Raw genomic sequence first — 18144 nt, 5'->3', positions numbered from 1 at the left:
CTCGTTTTGGCTTTTTTAGTTTTTAAAAGATACGTTTTTAGAATTTCAAGGTCACTCCCAACAAAAAGTTAGTGGTAGCCTGTGGATAATAGCCAGCACCTTCAATGGTGGTTACTTGGTTTGGATCAGACCAAGTATCATCGTAAGTGTAGTAATACCCATTAGACACATACTTTTCATTGAAAATATTGTTCACCAATCCTGTAAACAAAATAGATTTAAAGATTGATTTCGTTTTTAGCTCGTAAGTGATGTTGAAATCGTTTACAAAATAGCTGTCCAATTTTGAATTCTCAGCATCAGTATTTCCCATGTACTGCTCCCCAACATATTTGCTCAATACAGACATTTGTAGGTTTGCCATTGGCTGGAACACTAAAGCATTGGCCGCAATAAACTCTGGTGAATAAGAGATGTTTGTTTTTCCTAAGTTGACCAATTCCCCATCTAAGGAAGCAAAAGTTTCTTTATTCTTATTGGAACTCAAAGTAAAGTTAGGCTGAATAGAAAACTTTTTAGACAAAGCTACGGCTGCTTCCACTTCCAACCCTAATCGATAACTATCCCCACTATTAGTTCTAATTGGGTTCCCTACATCGTCCAAATTACCTGTTAGTACCAATTGTTCGTTGTATAGCATATAGTAGGCATTCACATTCAATCTCAGTTTTTGAGCGTCGTGTCTCCAACCCAATTCAAAATCGTTAAGCTGCTCAGGTTTTACAGTGGCATTGTTTTCAAAATCGTCTCTGTTAGGCTCTCTATTGGCTCTAGCATAAGAAAAATACAAGTTATTATAGTCATTCATCTTATAGGTCACCCCTGCTTTTGGATTAAAAAACGTATAATTTTCATCCACATTAAAAGGCACTCTATCAGAGGTCAAGCCCGATGTTGTGTAATCTACATTTCTAACCTGAACATCGCCATAAAGGCTCAACTTCTCATTAAACCTATAGGTAGCCTTGGCAAACACACTAAAATCGCCTTTCTTTCCATTACCATCGTAATAATGATCTCGTATCTCACTATCACTTGCATACTGTGCCCAAATAATTTCTCCAAAATGGTCGCCATCATAAAAACTATAAGACGTCCCCAAAGTCATATTTAAAGCATCATTTTTATAGTTGACATTGGCATTCACCACATAAAAGTCGTTATCCAACCAACGACGACGAATCAAATCTGTGGTATTGATGGTTTCCCCTCCAATTTGAATTTCCGTCAAATCGTAATCGGCAAAATCTTCATCTTCCTTGTATTGTTCAAAGAACCCGCGACCATAGGTATAATTTAAACCTAGGTTGGTAGACCAATGGTTATTGTAACGTTGGTTCCAATGCAATTGGTAATGGTCCTGTTTATAATCATCTACCTCATTGTCATAAAATTGCATGTTCCCATCGGCATCAAAATACATTCCTGCCGTATTAAAGGTTCTGTCATTTTCCAATAGGTCCAAATCCTCCAAACCATTCCAAGACTGATAGGTTTTCTCCTTTCCTCCAAAAGCCAAGGCTTTAATCAAGGTTTTACCATCTACATAAGCCCCCTGCAGAAAGTAAGATTGCAAATCGGAAGAAGCTCTATCAATATAGCCATCCGATTTAATTTTCGACAAACGGCCTGCAAACTCAAAGTGATCGTTCATCAATCCAGTACTGAACTTCACCGTATGTTTGCGTGTGTTATAACTTCCGAAGGAATTGGAAATTTCGGCACTTGCGTCTTTTGACACAGCATCGGTCAGCACGTTAATGCTAGCTCCGAAAGCCCCAGAACCATTGGTGGAAGTTCCCACGCCACGCTGTAACTGCAAACTTTCTACTGAAGAGGCAAAATCTCCCAAATTCACCCAAAATGTCCCCATAGATTCGGCATCGTTATAAGGGATTCCGTTAATGGTCACATTGGTAGATTGGGCATTGATACCACGTACACGAATATAGGTATATCCTATTCCTGCTCCGGCATCGGTTGTGGTTACTACCGACGGTAAATAGTTTAAAAGCACCGGAATATCCTGTCCCAAATTGCGCTTTTCAAGCTGCTCCTTGGTAACATTGGAGTGTGTGATTGGAGATGAAGCCTCTACCCTAACAGCCTTTACCAGAACTTCGTCCAGTTTTTCAACTTCGGTAGAATCTTTTGTTTGTTGTTGCTGTTGTTCCTGTGCGTTTGCGGTGACTGATAGCACCAAAAGTGTTAAAAAAAGAAATAGTTTTTTCATATCGATTAAAAAATCATAATCGAATAAAAAGAGGTCATTATTCTTTTGTTGTTTTACAATAGATTTTGAAGCAAATGCTTCGATTACCATGCGTTAAAATTTTGTTACCTTACTAATTTTGGTTAACCGGTACAAAATGCCTGCAGACATTTTTAACGCTTCATTCCTAAACAGCATTACCTGTTCTAGGTTCAATGGGTATGATCTCAGCCGATATTAGGCACCCCTTTTTGAGAACGCTGCAAATTTAGGGAAGAATAGAGAATTAACCTACCTAAACAAAGATATTTTCAATTCAAGCTAGGCGGTTTCCTAAAACTCTTTTTTTCAGACTGTTTCCGTTTGTCCTGAAGTCGCTTTTTCTTGACGCCTTTTGGAATTTTGGTCGGCACACGTTCCTTTTGCGCCTCTAAAGCCTCTTCTATCAGGTTCAAGAACTTCTGGATAACAAGGTTTTTATTTTTGAATTGACTCCTGCTGTCGTCACTATACAATAACAAAACCTGCCCTTTGTTCACCCTATTGGAAAGCGCTTCAAGCACCCGCTGTTTTTCATCTTCCTCCAAAACCTTGGAGGCCATCACATCAAAAAACAGCTCCACTTTAGTAGCGACTTTATTAACATGTTGCCCTCCCGATCCTGAACTACGAACCGCCTTAAAGGTCAGTTCTGAAATAAGTGCTTCCTGATTAATGTCCATTAAGAACTTGGTGTGGTGCTTTCAACAAATCGTTCACCGTTTTTACTGGGTTAAAGGTTATCAATGGCACCTCCACAAACACGGTGTTCCAATTGGCCATACTTCCGTTCCAAAGCCCTGGGAGTTCCAAAGCTTTGAGGTTTCTACCATTTTTGGTTTTTTCGGTAATAAAGGCCGCCGAAGGATCGACATATTGGGTCAAGTTAAATTTTTCACCCTTATAATTCTTAACACTACACACAATATCAACAGGGTTGAAATGTGTAGATTTCTTTAAAATGGATTTTTGCTGCTTATCCTTCATATTAATTTGGGCCGACTCTACAATTTGAAGTGAAATCACCCCATCTTCATCTTTTACCCAAAAAGGACCTCCTCCTGGTTCCCCTTCATTTTTAACCATTCCACAAATACGGATAGGACGGTTAAGTTTTTCCTGAAGGTACTCTTTTTGATATTTAGATTTATATTTCTTGAATTCTGGAGAAATCTTGACATCCATTTTTTTGCTCAAGAATTTGGCAATTTCTTTCAGATCCTTCTCCTCTAAATTGTCTTCATCCAATTTTCTTAGATAAGCAAAGGCCTGCTCTTGCAGCTCCATTAAAATTCCAGCCAATACTTTTTTGTACTTCGCGACTTCTTCCTTGTATTTATAAACCACCACATTGTCGATGTTCTTCATAAAAATGACATCGGCCTCTAGATCGTTTAGGTTTTCAATAAGGGCACCATGACCAGAAGGTCTAAACAACAAAGAACCATCCTCTTCCCTAAACAACTTGTTTTTTGGGGTTACTGCAACAGTATCGGTAGATTCCTTTTGATAGGAAAAAGATATTTCGAACTTCACCCCTGTTTTGGTCTCTACTTTTTGTTGAATTCTGTCAAACTCGTCCTTAAACTTGTCTTTATATTTTTCTGAAATGGTAAAGTGCAATTTTGCTTTGCAATTATCTGAGGAATACAGAGCGGTTTCAAACAAATGCTCTTCAAAAGCAGTTGAAATTACCTTGTTTTTATATTCGTGAAACGGCAACAATCCCTTTGGATAGTTACCATAATCCAACATATCCTCGTCCAACATAGCTTTTACAAACAACCAAGACTTTTCATCTCTGGACATTTTTTCGTAGTTTGGATAAACCTCCAAAAGTTTTGCTTTTACCTCATCGTAAAACGGAAATTTTTTAAGTCCAAGAAAAAACAGCGAGAGATCCTTACCTTCTGTATTGTTAATATAAGAATTTAAGCTTTCTTCTTCAGGATCATAATCTTGAACAAACTGGAATAAAAACTTGAACATTCTAGTTGCAGCACCCGAAGCAGGTACAAACTTGAGCAAATCACTCTCATTCTTTTTTTCTTCAAAAACTTTAATGTAGGCCCCTTCTTCTTCTGGAGTAAGCTTTGTAATGCCCTTTCCAATGGTAGCAGCAGCTACAAGATGGGTAAACGGAAGCCCATTTTTAAATATTTTTACTTGGTGTTTTACTTTTTTTAGGGTAAGTCCCTTTTTTTCTATCTGTTCTAAATCTGCTTCAGAAAATTTCATCAAGAATGTTTTAATAGATTATCAATATGCTTTACTGCAATTTTAAAACGTTCTTCTTCAGAACCTTTTAGTAAAACATATGGTTTGTTATGCGTTCTTAAAGCCGTTTCAAAAGCTTTGAACATGCGCTCCCTATCATCAGGTCTGCCACGAATGTCATCCGCTTCCCACGGTACATCAATATTAGTCAAAAAATAAAGATTATACTGATTCTTTCCAACTATTTTATTTAAAACCTCTGGACAAAAACCACCATAATATATTGAACTGTAAACTTTTGTCTCCAATAAATCGGTATCACAAATCAATAGTTTTTCAACCTTTGAAGTCAGTTCATTTTCCAGTTTTATTTGTCCAATAGCAATGGGTAGCACATCGTCTTCAGTGAGTAGTTCTCCCTTTTTCATTTTTTCTTCAGCATAACTTCTTGAAAATTCAGGGACCCAAAGCGTATTGTAATGCTTGGCCAAGCGTTGTGCCAACACTGTCTTTCCTGTCGATTCAGGACCAAAAAGCACGATCTTTATACAGTTTGAATCTTGTTGTCTAAGCTCTGCTTCCATTGGCGATATCCTTGAATTGCTAAAAACGTAAAAATGAGGTACTGTAGAGATAACATCCCTAAACCTCTATAGGCATACAGCGGTACAGTAATAAGATCGGCGAAAATCCAAAGGGTCCAATTCTCCAGTTTCTTGATGGCCATATACCACATTGCTGTAAAGAAAATACCAGAAGTAAAAATGTCTATGTAGTTAGGAATTTCCAATTGGTAACCATAAGCCGTGTAGACCAAATAAGTCACCAACATTGTCAACAAAAACATGCCCACTCCAATTAATTTTTCTTTGGTATTGGTTCTGGATATAGCCACTACATGCTTGTCCTCCTTTTTTCTGGCCCAGTTCCACCATCCGTAAATACTCATCACCGAATAGTAGAAATTCATCATCATGTCTCCCAAATACCCAGCCTTGCACAATAGGTACACCGTGATTACCGTTGCCACCAAGCCTGTTGGATACACCAAAATATTTTCCTTTTGGGCATAGTAAACACTTAAAATCCCGAAGACAAAGGCAATGGCTTCCAAGACAATAAACAATGCAGGAGTACCACGATAGGGATCTATGAAAAAATCAAAAATGTGGTTCATAGTCGTGACGGTCGGATTTCACAATTTTCATGTACAACAATCCTCGTTCTATCAATTCAAAAGCTTCCTTGATTTCGCTTGTCAACAAACTCATCACCTCATCATAATCGCCATACACTTGAGTGCTCAAAGGGTTTTCCAAAACGGTAAGCCCTGAAGCTCGCAGTTTTTTTATAAAGTGAATAATAGCCGGTTCGTAATTATCTTGAAGCGGCGTCAACGTTAATTCTACTGAAATTTTCATGGTGTTTTAATTCCCTAAAAGGGCTTATTTATAGTTATGTTTTTGTTCAACCAAATCCGTTCAACGGTTTTGGTATTTCTAGAATGGTTTCTTTTTGCTGAAGTCTTTCAAAAAAGGTCTCGTCTTGTTCGAAAGCCGTTCCAATCACAACCATATCGGCACCTGCATTATAGGCTTGACCTAAGGCATCCATATTTCTGATGCCTCCTCCAACAATCAAAGGAATCCTTAAATCCTCTTTTACTTTCTTGATAATATCGGCATCAATAGAATGCATGGCTCCACTACCTGCTTCCAAATAGATCAATTTCATCCCCAACAACTCCCCTGCTTTGGCCGTATCTACAATGTCCTGAACATTCTTCTTGGGCATTGGCAAAGTATGTGTCACGCGCTGAACTGCTGTTTCCTTTCCATTTTCAATAAGTAAATAGCCTGTAGGGATGATTTCCAAATTGGCATCTCTCAACTTTTGAACCGCCTGCACTTGTTTCCCGATAAGGTAATCGGGGTTTCTTCCTGAAATTAAGGATAAAAACAAAAGGGCATCTGCCTGTTCTGAAATTTGGGAAACGTCCCCGGGAAAAATAATAACAGGTAATAAAGTATGCTTCTTTATCTCTGCCACCAAAATTGGCGTAACATGTTCATCAACTTCACTCCCGCCAACAAAAATATGGGTGGCGATAGATTTGTTAATCTTCTCCATCAAAGTGGCAACCCTATCAATTTGGAGTTTATCGGGGTCCAACAACACTGCCAACAATCGTTCGCCTGCGGCGCTTCTTATTAAAATATCCTTATAAATCATCAGTTACGGAAGTGTATAAGCACAGGTAAATCCTTCAAACTCCAAAAACGCCACGTGATAGCGGCTCTTTTTGTTTTTATAATCTATCCACGCCGTGGTTTCGCCATCATTCATCATAAACGGAATCACTAAAGTATGCTGCAAAAAACTCAATCCAGGGGTTGCAAAAAGCTTATACAAAGACTCTTTAACACACCAAATCACTGTAAGCTTATTGATATAATCGGCCTCGTTATTCTTCAAATACTTAAACTCATAGTCCATAAACTTATGAGCTATCACCCCTATTTTTTCCCGCTGTTTTTCAATATCAATCCCAACCACATCATCACTTACCACTACGGCAGAAAAGGTAAAAGAATGGGTTATAGAAATATGCTTTCCATCTTTTAAATGGGGTTTCCCATTTTCGTCATAAAACAAATCCTCATCGGTATAGCCAAATTCGGCCAGCAAATGACGAACGCTTAAAAAACCTCGCTGGTGCAATTCACTTTTCATGTTTTGCACACGCTGTAAACTTTCTGGTTTTAGGGTAACAGGCTGAAACAACTCCTGATAGGACTCTGTTATCTTCCAGATTTTAACAGAAGTTTGTGCACTAGGATTAAGGGTTTTATATAGAGGCATTTACTTTTCTGAAAGTTATTGGTTATCTTTGCACCGCTTAAAAAGCAATGCCACTTTGGGTAAGCGAATTTAACTATTTTAGGGAGTATTGCCAAAGGTGTCATCTTATAACACTAGAAAAACATAAAACATGGATACAAAAACTGTGGCTTACGAGCCATTTAAGGTAAAAGACCTGTCATTGGCTGACTGGGGACGCAAAGAGATTGAATTGGCAGAAGCAGAAATGCCTGGATTGATGAGCTTACGTAAGGAATACAAAGAGTCTCAACCGCTTAAAGGTGCTCGTATTGCTGGATGTTTGCACATGACCATTCAAACGGCTGTTTTGATTGAAACCCTTCAAGCCCTTGGTGCCGAAGTTACCTGGAGTTCTTGCAACATTTTTTCTACCCAAGATCAAGCTGCTGCTGCTATTGCCGCTGCGGGAACGGCTGTTTATGCTTGGAAAAACATGACGGAAGAGGAGTTTGATTGGTGTATTGAGCAAACCTTATTTTTTGGTGAAGACCGCCAACCGCTTAACATGATTTTGGATGACGGTGGAGACCTTACCAATATGGTATTGGACCGTTACCCACATTTGGTTGAAGGCATCAACGGTTTAAGTGAAGAAACGACTACTGGAGTTCACAGATTGTACGAACGTATGAAAGCCGGAACTTTGCCAATGCCAGCTATCAACGTGAATGATTCTGTAACCAAATCTAAATTCGACAACAAATACGGATGTCGCGAAAGTGCGGTTGACGCTATTCGTCGTGCTACCGATGTGATGTTGGCAGGAAAACGTGTTGTAGTTTGTGGTTATGGAGACGTAGGTAAAGGGACTGCCGCTTCTTTTAGAGGTGCCGGAAGTATTGTAACCGTGACTGAAATTGATCCTATTTGTGCTTTACAGGCAGCTATGGATGGATACGAAGTAAAACGTTTGGAAACTGTTGTTGGAAAAGCTGATATCGTAATCACAACAACTGGAAACAAAGACATCGTTCGCGGTGAGCACTTTGAAGCTATGAAAGACAAAACCATCGTTTGTAACATTGGGCATTTTGACAACGAAATTGATGTTGCTTGGTTAAAAACCAATCACGGCGAAACAAAAGTTGAAATCAAGCCTCAGGTTGATAAATATACTGTTAACGGAAATGATATTATCCTTTTAGCAGAAGGACGTTTGGTGAACCTTGGTTGTGCGACTGGACACCCAAGTTTTGTAATGAGCAACTCGTTTACCAACCAAACTTTGGCACAAATTGAACTTTGGACCAATAAAGATGCTTACGAAAACAAAGTATATATGTTGCCAAAGCATTTGGATGAGAAAGTAGCCAAATTGCACCTTGCCAAAATTGGTGTAGAACTTACTGAGTTGAAACAAGACCAAGCCGATTATATCGGTGTACAAGTGGAAGGTCCTTTCAAACCAGAATACTACAGATACTAAGAGAATTCAAATTCTTTATGATACAAATCCCAAACCTCAAGGTTTGGGATTTTTTGTTTTAGGCTGAATGTTTCAATCCTAAATATCTCCTTAAAATTCCGTATATTCCATAGACGTCATGGCATATCCAGAAGACAATATTAAAGTGCCTCGTTTTAGTGAGGAAGCAGGGTTTTACACCACTAAACAACGCTCCAAGATTATGAGCCGTATTCGTGGTAAAAACACCAATCCAGAGCTGCGCTTTAGGAAAGCGCTTTGGCAAAAAAATGTGAGGTATCGCGTGGATAGTAAAAGCTTACCAGGCAAACCAGATGTTTCCATTAAGAAGTATAACCTTGCTATTTTTATTGATGGGGAATTTTGGCATGGCTACAATTGGGACGAACGAAAGGACCAGATAAAAAGCAACCGTAAGTTTTGGATTCCCAAAATAGAACGCAATATGCAACGAGACTATCAAGTAAACCAAGCATTGGAAGCCATGGGATTTACCGTTTTCAGGTTTTGGGCACATGAAATCAAGACCAACCTGGACCAATGTATCAATGATGTTTTGGTCTATATCTCTACAGGCCGGAATGATTGGTAGGCAAACTCAATAAATAAGACAAAAAAGCCCTTTCAAATCTGAAAGGGCTCATTGTTTAGTTTAGGTTTTGTTCTTGCTTGGGGTGGACCAAAGTCATTTCCTCAATTAAATTCGAAGCTCCCGCATATTTATCAATCACGAATAAAATGTAGCGCACATCCACCATAATGTTTCTACAAATTTCAGGGCTGTAATAAATGTCACTCATAGTGCCTTCCCAGACACGATCAAAATTCAAGCCTATCAAGTTGCCATGGGCATCCAAGGCTGGACTTCCTGAGTTCCCTCCGGTGGTATGGTTCGTCCCGATAAAACAAACCGGTAATTTCCCATTGGTATCGGCATAATTACCATAGTCTTTTGTAGCATACAATTCTCTTAATCTTTCAGGAACCTCAAACTCATAATCACCCGGCACATATTTTTCCATCACACCATCCAAATAGGTGATAGGATCATAATACACGGCATCCTTAGGCTCGTATCCTTTTACCTTTCCATAAGTGACACGAAGGGTACTATTGGCATCTGGAAAATAACGCTCATCTGGCATTACCTCCATCAAGGCCTTCATATAGAGCTTTTGATATTTATTGATTTCAGCATTCAAGGCATTGTAATCGGGATCTAAAGAGCTATGATATTCTTCAATAAAAGGTTTCGCATATTTATAGGCCTTATCCTTATTCAGTTTTTTAATAACCTCCTTGGCATCTCCATCCAAAACTTTCATGGCCGATTTTAAATCGGTGAAACTGGTGTTTTTATAAATGGTGGCATCCACATTTTGGGTATACAAAGGCATGATGGCTTCAAAAACACCTTGATCTACATCTGCATTAAAATCCTTATAAATACTGATCAACTTATCTACAACGATATCTCTTGAACGATCAAAAGCTTCCTCTCCTTTAGCTGCAGCGCGCTCCATTTGGTCCAATCTGAACATGATGTCCATAAGCTCATTATTACGCTTAAAAATCTCATTGAAATTTCCACGCTTAACATTAACAGCTTCAATCTGCGCATATAATTGTTCCAACTGTGGCAAAACATTTCCATACTGCTCAACAAGGCCCTTCTCTTTTAAAAGACTTGTAAACTCAGCTTCCATATTGCGTTTAATGGCTACAGCATTGCTTTTTTCCAAGCCTAGATTTTCACCAATCCATTTTTTCCAATAGTTGGCAATTCTAGCTTGCTTTGAAGCATATTGAATTCGTATTTCGTCATTCTGTTTCATATACCCATCAATCACCTTTAAAGCCGCTTCCCTAATAGCAATATTACTTGGGTTCACTTTTTTTACAATCTGCTCAACTGCCACTGCTGGTAAATACTCATTGGTGCGTCCTGGAAAACCAAATACCATAGTAAAATCATCTTCGGAAACCCCGTCCAAGGACACCGGTAAATAGTGTTTAGGCGTGTAAGGCACATTGTCTGCTGCGTATTTTGCTGGGCGGTTATTTTGGTCGGCATAAATTCTAAACATAGAAAAATCACCAGTATGGCGAGGCCACACCCAATTGTCGGTATCGCTACCAAACTTACCAATACTGTTTGGAGGTGTTCCCACCAAACGTACGTCTTCGAAGCGTTCTGTTACAAACAAAAAGTACTGGTTTCCTTTGTAAAAAGACTTGATTTTTGCTCTCTGCCAATCTTCTTTCTTCACGTCTTTGAGCACTTTGCTGCTATTAGAATCGGTTAACGACTGTAATTCTTTGGCAGACATTTCGCCATTGGTTCCTTCCAAAACCTGCTCAGTAACATCATCAATTCGAACAATGAATTCCACATAAAGATCATTGTTTGGCAATTCTTCTTCCAAGCTCATGGCCCAAAATCCATTCTTCAAATAATCATTTTCCAATGAAGAATGTGCTTGAATTTGTCCATATCCGCAGTGATGGTTAGTCAAAATCAATCCCTTTGGAGAAATCACCTCAGCAGTACACCCGCCATTGAAATGCACAACGGCATCCTTTAAACTGGAATTGTTGACATCGTAAATATCCTGAGCGGTCAGTTTACTTCCTAAAGACTCCATTTCGGCTTCATTCATCCCTTCTAAAAGTGAAGGAATCCACATCCCCCCTTGTTGGGCAGTCACCTGAAGTGTAATAAAGAGTAATAGTATCTTGAAATATTTCATAAGTAAGTTTTTAAGAGGCGCAAATTTAAGAAACCCTTTTGAAAACCAAGAGCTCTTTATCAAACCTTTAACGCAAGAACTCGCTTACAAAAAGGGAACACTCCTATATTTCATTAACATAAAAAAACTTAGATTTTGAAGAGCGGATTTATAGTAATATGATTACATTTACTGTATGCAGGACCAACTTAAAGTAGCATTTATCCAACAGGAACTGGCTTGGGAAAACCCTAAACAGAACCGCAAACAATTCAAAGAATCCATTGAAAGCATCAACCAAAAGGTAGACCTCATTGTACTACCCGAAATGTTCACTACAGGCTTTACCATGAATGCCAAAGCACAGGCCGAAACTATGGATGGCAAATCTGTAGATTGGATGAAGAAACTGGCTTCGGAAAAAGATGCCGCTATTGTGGGAAGCCTGATTATTGAGGACGACTCAAAAGTCTACAACCGCCTGTTGTTTGTTCAACCAGATGGAACAATTGAGCATTACGATAAACGTCACACCTTTTCCTTGGTAGGCGAAGACAAAGTCTATGCTTCCGGAACAGAAAAGCTGATTGTAGACTATCGTGGTTGGAAAATTTGCCCTTTAATTTGCTACGATCTACGCTTTCCTGTTTGGAGCCGTAACAAAGAGGATTACGACCTACTGATTTACGTTGCCAATTGGCCCAAACCCCGCATTGTAGCCTGGGACACTTTATTAAAAGCTAGAGCTATTGAAAATATGTGCTACACTATTGGCGTGAACAGGGTTGGCCTAGACGAAAAAGACAATGAGTATTGTGGCCATTCTACAGCCTATGATATTTTAGGCAACAATATTTCACCGATAAGACCCAACAAAGAATATGTTGGCATCCTTACTTTAGAGCGTAATCACCTAAACTTTTACAGAAATAAACTGAAGTTTTTAAACGATAGGGATACATTTTTAATCCAATAACGGAAACTCAATAATTGGATCCCAATTGGCTCTAGCATCTTTTATTAACTCAGGATAGTAACTGATACGCTCTGGCTGACGTTTTTGCAAATAGTTACCAGTATCCCATTTTTGGTTGCCGTTCGTGTCAAAAATTACTCTTAAGTAATAATTCACAGGTTCAATATACCTAAAATCGAACACTCTATTCTCGGTAGCGAATTGTTCATATTTCACCTCGCCCTTTTCCGTTGTTAATTGAACAATCACTGGAAACTTGGCATTCTGCAAAGTCACACGCATGTTGGAGTAATCGGTGTAGTTTTTGGTCTTTACGTTGAAGTTTAGGGTATCATTAACATGACCAAAAAATCCAGTCAAAGCTTCTGGCAACATTTCAATATTGTAATTGTTAGCTTCTGTTTTATCAAACTTAAACGTATAGATATTGTTTAAGGTGTCGAACTCTGTTTTGTAAGGCACTTCAAGCGTATCTTTATCGGTAATTTTAATCTTTTGCTCATTAATCTTCACAAAAGGCGTAGTCCCTTCTAGGGCAAAATCCTCGTTAAAAGATAGTGTTCCAGGTTTTAGCGCTTTCACTTCCAAACTATCCCTTTCCAATTCTCTATAAATATGAATCAAGGTATCTGTATACTTGTCATTTCTAACCACAAATCGCGCCGAATCAAGTTCCATTTTTGGTTTGTACCAATAATACAAGGTATCAGCTTTGGCATCTTTGGTAATTCTAGTTTCATAATCGGAAGGCATGTCTTCCAAAAGCTGAATTTCCATATTTTTGGCATTCCCCTCGTAACCAAATGCTATTTTTTCTTCAGCAATCTGCTTTGGTTTGATGGCTCTAAAATCCAATTCCTCAGAAAATAGCTTTAACGTATAAATAGTATCGTTTGGCACCTTTACAACCCCTCTATGAAACCCAATTTTATCAACTTTGGGTTCAAAGGTATAGTTCCCATTTTTATCGTTAAGCGCCACCATCATATATTTTCCCTCCTTAAGGTTTTCAAGGCTAAATGTAGTCAAGCTGTCCAAGGTATTGGTGATATATTTAGGCTTCTTTTTATAGATTACAGAATCCGTATAGGTTGAATCCATTTCATAAAGCATTACGGATACAAATGTATCTGGCTCTTTATTTTCAGCATCCAAAATCAAACCTTTTACCGAAAGCGAATCGATATAACTTCCTGTTGAAAACACATATTTGTAATACGGATAAGGGTTCTCTTCATTGTTATCCACAATACTTTGTCCAAAATTGAAAGCATAGGTAGTATTAGGCTGAAGGGTATCTTTTATTTTAATTTTGATATACTTACTTGCCGACCCCATGGGTGTAATATCCGGTTGGTATTCCATAGGCGGTGAAATAATCAATTGCTTTTGCATGTTTTTCACCTTGATATACTCATCGAAGTAAATTCTAATCTCGGAAGCCTTGAAATTTGTGGAAAAATTTTCAGGAACGGACTTTACAATTTTTGGTGGCTCCATATCCTTCTCCCCGCCTGTTGGCGTCCCCCTATTGGCACACCCCACAATACTAAGAACTACAGTAAAGACCGCTAACGTTTTAATACACTTTTGTAACATCCTAAGGCTTAATTTTTACGCAAATTAACAACTTATTTGGTATACAAACGGTATGCTCTATTGAAAATTGTCGTTTACAGGAAGGCTTAAAGTCTTTTCATTAATCAGTCATAGCCATTGTTGCCAAACTTAAGGACACCCCTTCAATATTCAACAATACCTGGGCACAGGCTTCCACCGTAGCTCCAGTGGTTATAATATCGTCTACTAGCAACAAATGCTTTCCTTTTAATTCATTTTCATCAGCAACTCGAAAAGTAGATTTATCGGTATCCAATCGCCGTAAGCGATCTTTAAAAACCTGTGTTTTGGTTGAAGACCTCTTTTGTAAAATTTTGTTGTTGAAGGGCACCTGTAAAGCTGCTGCAATTTCTTCTCCAAATTTATGCACTTGGTTATAGCCACGCTTTCGCATCTTAGCCTTATGAATGGGGACTGGCACGACCAAGTCAATATTTCGATAGGCCTCCAAATTTTTAAGTTCTTGTCCCAACCATTTCCCTAAAAACAATCCTACATCTTCTTGACCTCGATACTTTAAATTATGTAATAACTGCTGGACAATCCCCTTTTTTGAAAAATGCAATAAGGAAGTAGCATGTTCCAAAGGCACCCTTCCATAGAGTACATTTTTAACACGCTCATCTCCATTAAAGTGGAAATTTGTAAGAGGTAACTCATGCCTACACTCCAAACAAACATAGTCCTCATAGTCGCCCAAATGGGCACTACACCCTGGGCAAACCTTCGGAAAGAATAAGTTTAACAAATTTTTCATCACTTCATCGATAAAAATAATCTAAACTTAACATAAAACTATATTTTGGATGCGATAAATAACGAATTAATAATGATAGTTAACCCTCAATTTTTTAACTACAGATTAATTATTGGTTCATTAATTATTGCTTTAGCTGTTTTAACTGTATACAGTTTTACAAGTTACCAATCCATTAGAGCTAACGAGCAATTTTTAGAGAGTGAAAAACACTTAATGGAAAACGAACTATCTCAAATGATTTTGAGATACGACGACATTATGGAGTCCAATAATTTAATGTCCTCTCAGGTAAAAGAGGCTAAAAGAAATGCAGAGCTTACCTTAGATTCTCTTCGAATCCTTCGCAGCGACCTATCTGTCATCTCTAAATTCAAACACCAGCTTTCCCTTTTAAAGACAAGAAACGATCATCTGTTCAAGGCAATCGATTCACTAAAGGATGCAAACATGTTATTGCAGCGCGAAAAACTTTTGGCATATAATGAATTAAAAAAAGAGCGCAGTACAAACAACAGTTTAAAGAAAGAAAACAGAATCCTGAGTAACCATCTTAAGAAAGGAGCACTTCTTACCGCGAATTCCTTTGAAGCCCGAGCTTACAAAAGCTTTTTAGGCCGTAAAAAAGAGACCAGACGTGCCACCAAAGCAGACCGTATCGAGGTAAATTTCACTCTGGCCGAAAATGCGTTAGCAGAAGAAGGCGACAAGGATCTTTACATTCAAATTGTGAATCCCAACAACAATGTAATGGCCGATAAAGGCTCTACCACTTTTGGTGATTCTTCGCTCATTTACAGTTCCAAAAAAACGGTAAACTATCTTGGTAACGTCATGGATATTGCCATCGATATTGAGCCTAATGAAAAAGAAAAGCCTCTTATAAAAGGCACCTATTTTGTCAATGTATTTTATAAAGACAGAAAACTGGGAGCCACGCAAGTTACACTACAATAATCCTTAAATATATTTTTAAAAACCGCTCCCATAATCAGAGCGGTTTTTTATTTTTGCAGCATGGCAAATCAAGACGATCAATTTAAAAAAGTAATATCGCACGCAAAGGAGTACGGATATATATTTCAAAGCAGTGAAATATATGACGGATTGAGTGCTGTTTACGACTACGCACAAAATGGTGCTGAACTAAAGAAAAACATACGCGACTATTGGTGGAAAGCCATGGTACAGATGCATGAAAACATTGTGGGTATCGATGCTGCAATTTTTATGCATCCTACAACTTGGAAAGCGTCTGGGCACGTCGATGCCTTTAACGACCCATTGATAGACAATAAAGATTCTAAAAAACGATACAGAGCCGATGTTTTAATTGAAGACTATTGCGCTAAAATAGAGGCTAAAATTGACAAAGAAATCAAAAAGGCCGAAAAACGTTTTGGAGAGGCTTTCAACAAGGAAGAATTTATCTCTACCAACGCAAGGGTTCTTGGATACCAGGAAAAGATAAACAGCATTTTGTCCCGCATGGGAAAATCTTTGGAAAATGAGGATTTGGCCGATGTTAAAGCCTTGATAGAAGAATTGGAAATTGCAGATCCTCTAACAGGTTCAAAAAACTGGACCGATGTGAAGCAATTCAACCTAATGTTTGGAACCAAGCTTGGTGCTTCGGCAGAAAGCGCCATGGATTTGTACTTGCGCCCCGAAACGGCTCAAGGGATTTTTGTTAACTTCTTGAATGTTCAAAAAACCGGACGTATGAAGATTCCTTTTGGAATTGCGCAAACCGGTAAAGCGTTTAGAAATGAAATTGTAGCCAGACAATTCATCTTCAGAATGCGGGAGTTTGAACAAATGGAAATGCAATTTTTCATCAAGCCGGGCACTCAAAAAGAATGGTTTGACTATTGGAAAGAACATCGTTTAAAATGGCATTTATCCTTAGGACTAGGCCCTGATAACTACCGTTACCACGACCACGAAAAATTGGCGCACTATGCCGATGCCGCTACCGATATAGAATTCAAGTTCCCATTCGGATTTAAGGAATTGGAAGGCATCCATTCCCGCACCGATTTCGACTTGAAACAGCATGAAGAGTTTTCTGGTAAAAAACTTCAGTACTTCGATCATGAAGAAAACGCCAGCTATACACCTTATGTTTTGGAAACCTCCATTGGTTTAGATCGTATGTTCTTGGCCGTTTTCTCAAATGCTTTGGAAGAAGAAGAATTGGAGAACAATACAACCAGAACGGTATTGAAATTACCTGCGGTTTTAGCCCCTACGAAAGCGGCTATTTTGCCTTTAGTGAAGAAAGATGGCTTACCAGAAGTTGCAAGACAAATTGTAGAAGACTTGAAATGGGATTTCAATGTAGTATACGATGAAAAGGATGCCGTTGGAAGACGCTATAGAAGACAGGACGCCTTAGGAACGCCATTTTGTATTACCGTAGACCATGACACTTTGGAAGACCAAACGGTAACCATACGTCATAGAGACACCATGGAGCAAAAGCGCGTGAAAATTGAAGAACTAAGAGACCTTATCAAACAAGAGGTGGATGTTAAAAATTGGTTGATGAAGATGTAAACTTCATCTCCATTACAGAACAAAAAATCCCAACCGAATGGTTGGGATTTTTTATTTACACTTATAGTAACTTTAAAATCTATACCCAAAAGTAGCCCCTAAACGCGGCACCAGCTCGGAAGCGGCATCATCATTAGAGGTGAAAATATTTCTTCCAACTCCTCCATAAAACTCAAACAAAAACCCTTTACTACTAACAAACTTAGCCCCAACAGACATCCCAAAGGCAATATTACCAGAGGTGTCCTCAATATATCTTTTATTTTGGATATCATTCACTGAATCATATGAATATTCCCAATACCCATCTTCTTGCAGATTATACATACCAAAAGCTTCTAAGAAAAACCCCCAAGCATATTTACTTGAAAAATAACGACGATAATAAGGGGTTAACGCAAATCTTTCATTGTAGTATGGTTCATCATAATGATCCTCTTCCGGATCGTTGAGATTGAAAAGGGCTGAAACCCCAATCGAAGATTCTGAATCGATTAAATATTCAAACGAAATATCTACTGTTTTAAAGATAATAAGATTGAAGGCATTGGCTTTAAGCTCCATTCTTTTCGGCACATCCTCATTATCATGAAGAGTTTCTTGAGCTACAACTGCAGAAGAAAATAATGCAAAAGCACAAAATGTAAGCACCTTTGACAAAGTCATTTGTTTAAAATGTTTCATAGCATTAATGATTGATTGGTTATCCCAATTAAGATGTGAAAT

At 38.4% G+C, this 18144-nt stretch carries 17 protein-coding genes and 1 riboswitch; of the genes, 5 read left to right on the top strand and 12 right to left on the bottom strand.

From position 1 onward, the window contains the following. Positions 1–37 precede the first annotated feature (37 nt). The 8 genes from RBH95_RS02695 to RBH95_RS02660 form a co-directional block, all read right to left on the bottom strand. Positions 38–2233, bottom strand: coding sequence for a TonB-dependent receptor (locus tag RBH95_RS02695; RefSeq protein ID WP_307902218.1), 2196 nt, complete (start codon positions 2231–2233; stop codon positions 38–40). 146 nt (positions 2234–2379) lie between these two features. Beyond that, a riboswitch (TPP riboswitch) is annotated at positions 2380–2471 on the bottom strand. A gap of 52 nt (positions 2472–2523) precedes the next feature. After that, positions 2524–2934, bottom strand: coding sequence for an alternative ribosome rescue aminoacyl-tRNA hydrolase ArfB (arfB, locus tag RBH95_RS02690; protein ID WP_307901200.1), 411 nt, complete (start codon positions 2932–2934; stop codon positions 2524–2526). Continuing rightward, positions 2924–4489 carry a DUF4301 family protein gene (locus RBH95_RS02685; protein WP_307901199.1) on the bottom strand — a complete coding sequence of 522 codons (1566 nt, stop codon included), beginning with the start codon at positions 4487–4489 and terminating at the stop codon, positions 2924–2926. The genes arfB and RBH95_RS02685 overlap by 11 nt, the downstream gene beginning before the upstream one ends. After that, entirely contained in the window at positions 4489–5052 is a 564-nt protein-coding gene (locus RBH95_RS02680; protein ID WP_307901198.1) for an ATP-binding protein, read from the bottom strand. The genes RBH95_RS02685 and RBH95_RS02680 overlap by 1 nt, the downstream gene beginning before the upstream one ends. Next, positions 5013–5645 carry a nicotinamide riboside transporter PnuC gene (pnuC, locus tag RBH95_RS02675; protein WP_307901197.1) on the bottom strand — a complete coding sequence of 211 codons (633 nt, stop codon included), beginning with the start codon at positions 5643–5645 and terminating at the stop codon, positions 5013–5015. The genes RBH95_RS02680 and pnuC overlap by 40 nt, the downstream gene beginning before the upstream one ends. Next, positions 5629–5889: a thiamine-binding protein gene (locus RBH95_RS02670; RefSeq protein ID WP_307901196.1), complete on the bottom strand. Its 261-nt coding sequence runs from the start codon at positions 5887–5889 to the stop codon at positions 5629–5631. The genes pnuC and RBH95_RS02670 overlap by 17 nt, the downstream gene beginning before the upstream one ends. A gap of 46 nt (positions 5890–5935) precedes the next feature. Then, positions 5936–6700, bottom strand: a complete 765-nt coding sequence (locus RBH95_RS02665; RefSeq protein WP_307901195.1) for a geranylgeranylglyceryl/heptaprenylglyceryl phosphate synthase — start codon at positions 6698–6700, stop codon at positions 5936–5938. A gap of 3 nt (positions 6701–6703) precedes the next feature. Continuing rightward, the gene (locus RBH95_RS02660) at positions 6704–7330 is read right to left on the bottom strand and encodes a 4'-phosphopantetheinyl transferase superfamily protein (protein WP_307901194.1); all 627 of its coding nucleotides are present in this window, start codon (positions 7328–7330) and stop codon (positions 6704–6706) included. A gap of 130 nt (positions 7331–7460) precedes the next feature. Between RBH95_RS02660 and ahcY the strand changes: the two genes are divergently transcribed. Then, the gene (ahcY, locus tag RBH95_RS02655) at positions 7461–8777 is read left to right on the top strand and encodes an adenosylhomocysteinase (RefSeq protein WP_307901193.1); all 1317 of its coding nucleotides are present in this window, start codon (positions 7461–7463) and stop codon (positions 8775–8777) included. 118 nt (positions 8778–8895) lie between these two features. Further along, a complete protein-coding gene (locus RBH95_RS02650; RefSeq protein WP_307901192.1) occupies positions 8896–9369 on the top strand; it encodes a very short patch repair endonuclease in 474 nt (157 codons plus the stop codon). A gap of 55 nt (positions 9370–9424) precedes the next feature. Here the strand turns inward: RBH95_RS02650 and RBH95_RS02645 are convergent, their stop codons facing one another. Then, positions 9425–11527, bottom strand: a complete 2103-nt coding sequence (locus tag RBH95_RS02645; protein WP_307901191.1) for a S46 family peptidase — start codon at positions 11525–11527, stop codon at positions 9425–9427. 175 nt (positions 11528–11702) lie between these two features. Here RBH95_RS02645 and RBH95_RS02640 point away from each other — a divergent pair, with 175 nt between their 5' ends. After that, a complete protein-coding gene (locus tag RBH95_RS02640; RefSeq protein WP_307901190.1) occupies positions 11703–12482 on the top strand; it encodes an amidohydrolase in 780 nt (259 codons plus the stop codon). On the opposite strand, the gene RBH95_RS02635 is transcribed toward RBH95_RS02640, so the two are convergent. Further along, entirely contained in the window at positions 12471–14081 is a 1611-nt protein-coding gene (locus tag RBH95_RS02635) for an Ig-like domain-containing protein (RefSeq protein ID WP_307901189.1), read from the bottom strand. The genes RBH95_RS02640 and RBH95_RS02635 overlap by 12 nt on opposite strands. 100 nt (positions 14082–14181) lie before the next feature. Next, complete coding sequence (locus RBH95_RS02630; RefSeq protein ID WP_307901188.1) at positions 14182–14859, bottom strand: ComF family protein; 678 nt, start codon at positions 14857–14859, stop codon at positions 14182–14184. A 72-nt stretch (positions 14860–14931) separates the two neighbouring features. On the opposite strand from RBH95_RS02630, the gene RBH95_RS02625 reads away from it, so the two are divergent. Beyond that, on the top strand, positions 14932–15816 hold the full coding sequence (locus RBH95_RS02625; RefSeq protein WP_307901187.1) for a hypothetical protein: 885 nt from the start codon (positions 14932–14934) through the stop codon (positions 15814–15816). Positions 15817–15876: 60 nt separating this feature from the next. Further along, entirely contained in the window at positions 15877–17418 is a 1542-nt protein-coding gene (locus RBH95_RS02620) for a glycine--tRNA ligase (protein WP_307901186.1), read from the top strand. 72 nt (positions 17419–17490) lie between these two features. Here the strand turns inward: RBH95_RS02620 and RBH95_RS02615 are convergent, their stop codons facing one another. Then, a complete protein-coding gene (locus RBH95_RS02615; RefSeq protein WP_307901185.1) occupies positions 17491–18102 on the bottom strand; it encodes a DUF3575 domain-containing protein in 612 nt (203 codons plus the stop codon). Between the last annotated feature and the right edge of the window lie 42 nt (positions 18103–18144).

This window comes from Mangrovimonas sp. YM274 (assembly GCF_030908385.1).
In the GTDB taxonomy this organism is placed as follows: domain Bacteria; phylum Bacteroidota; class Bacteroidia; order Flavobacteriales; family Flavobacteriaceae; genus Mangrovimonas_A.
This window is presented reverse-complemented; position numbering and strand designations above follow the sequence as displayed.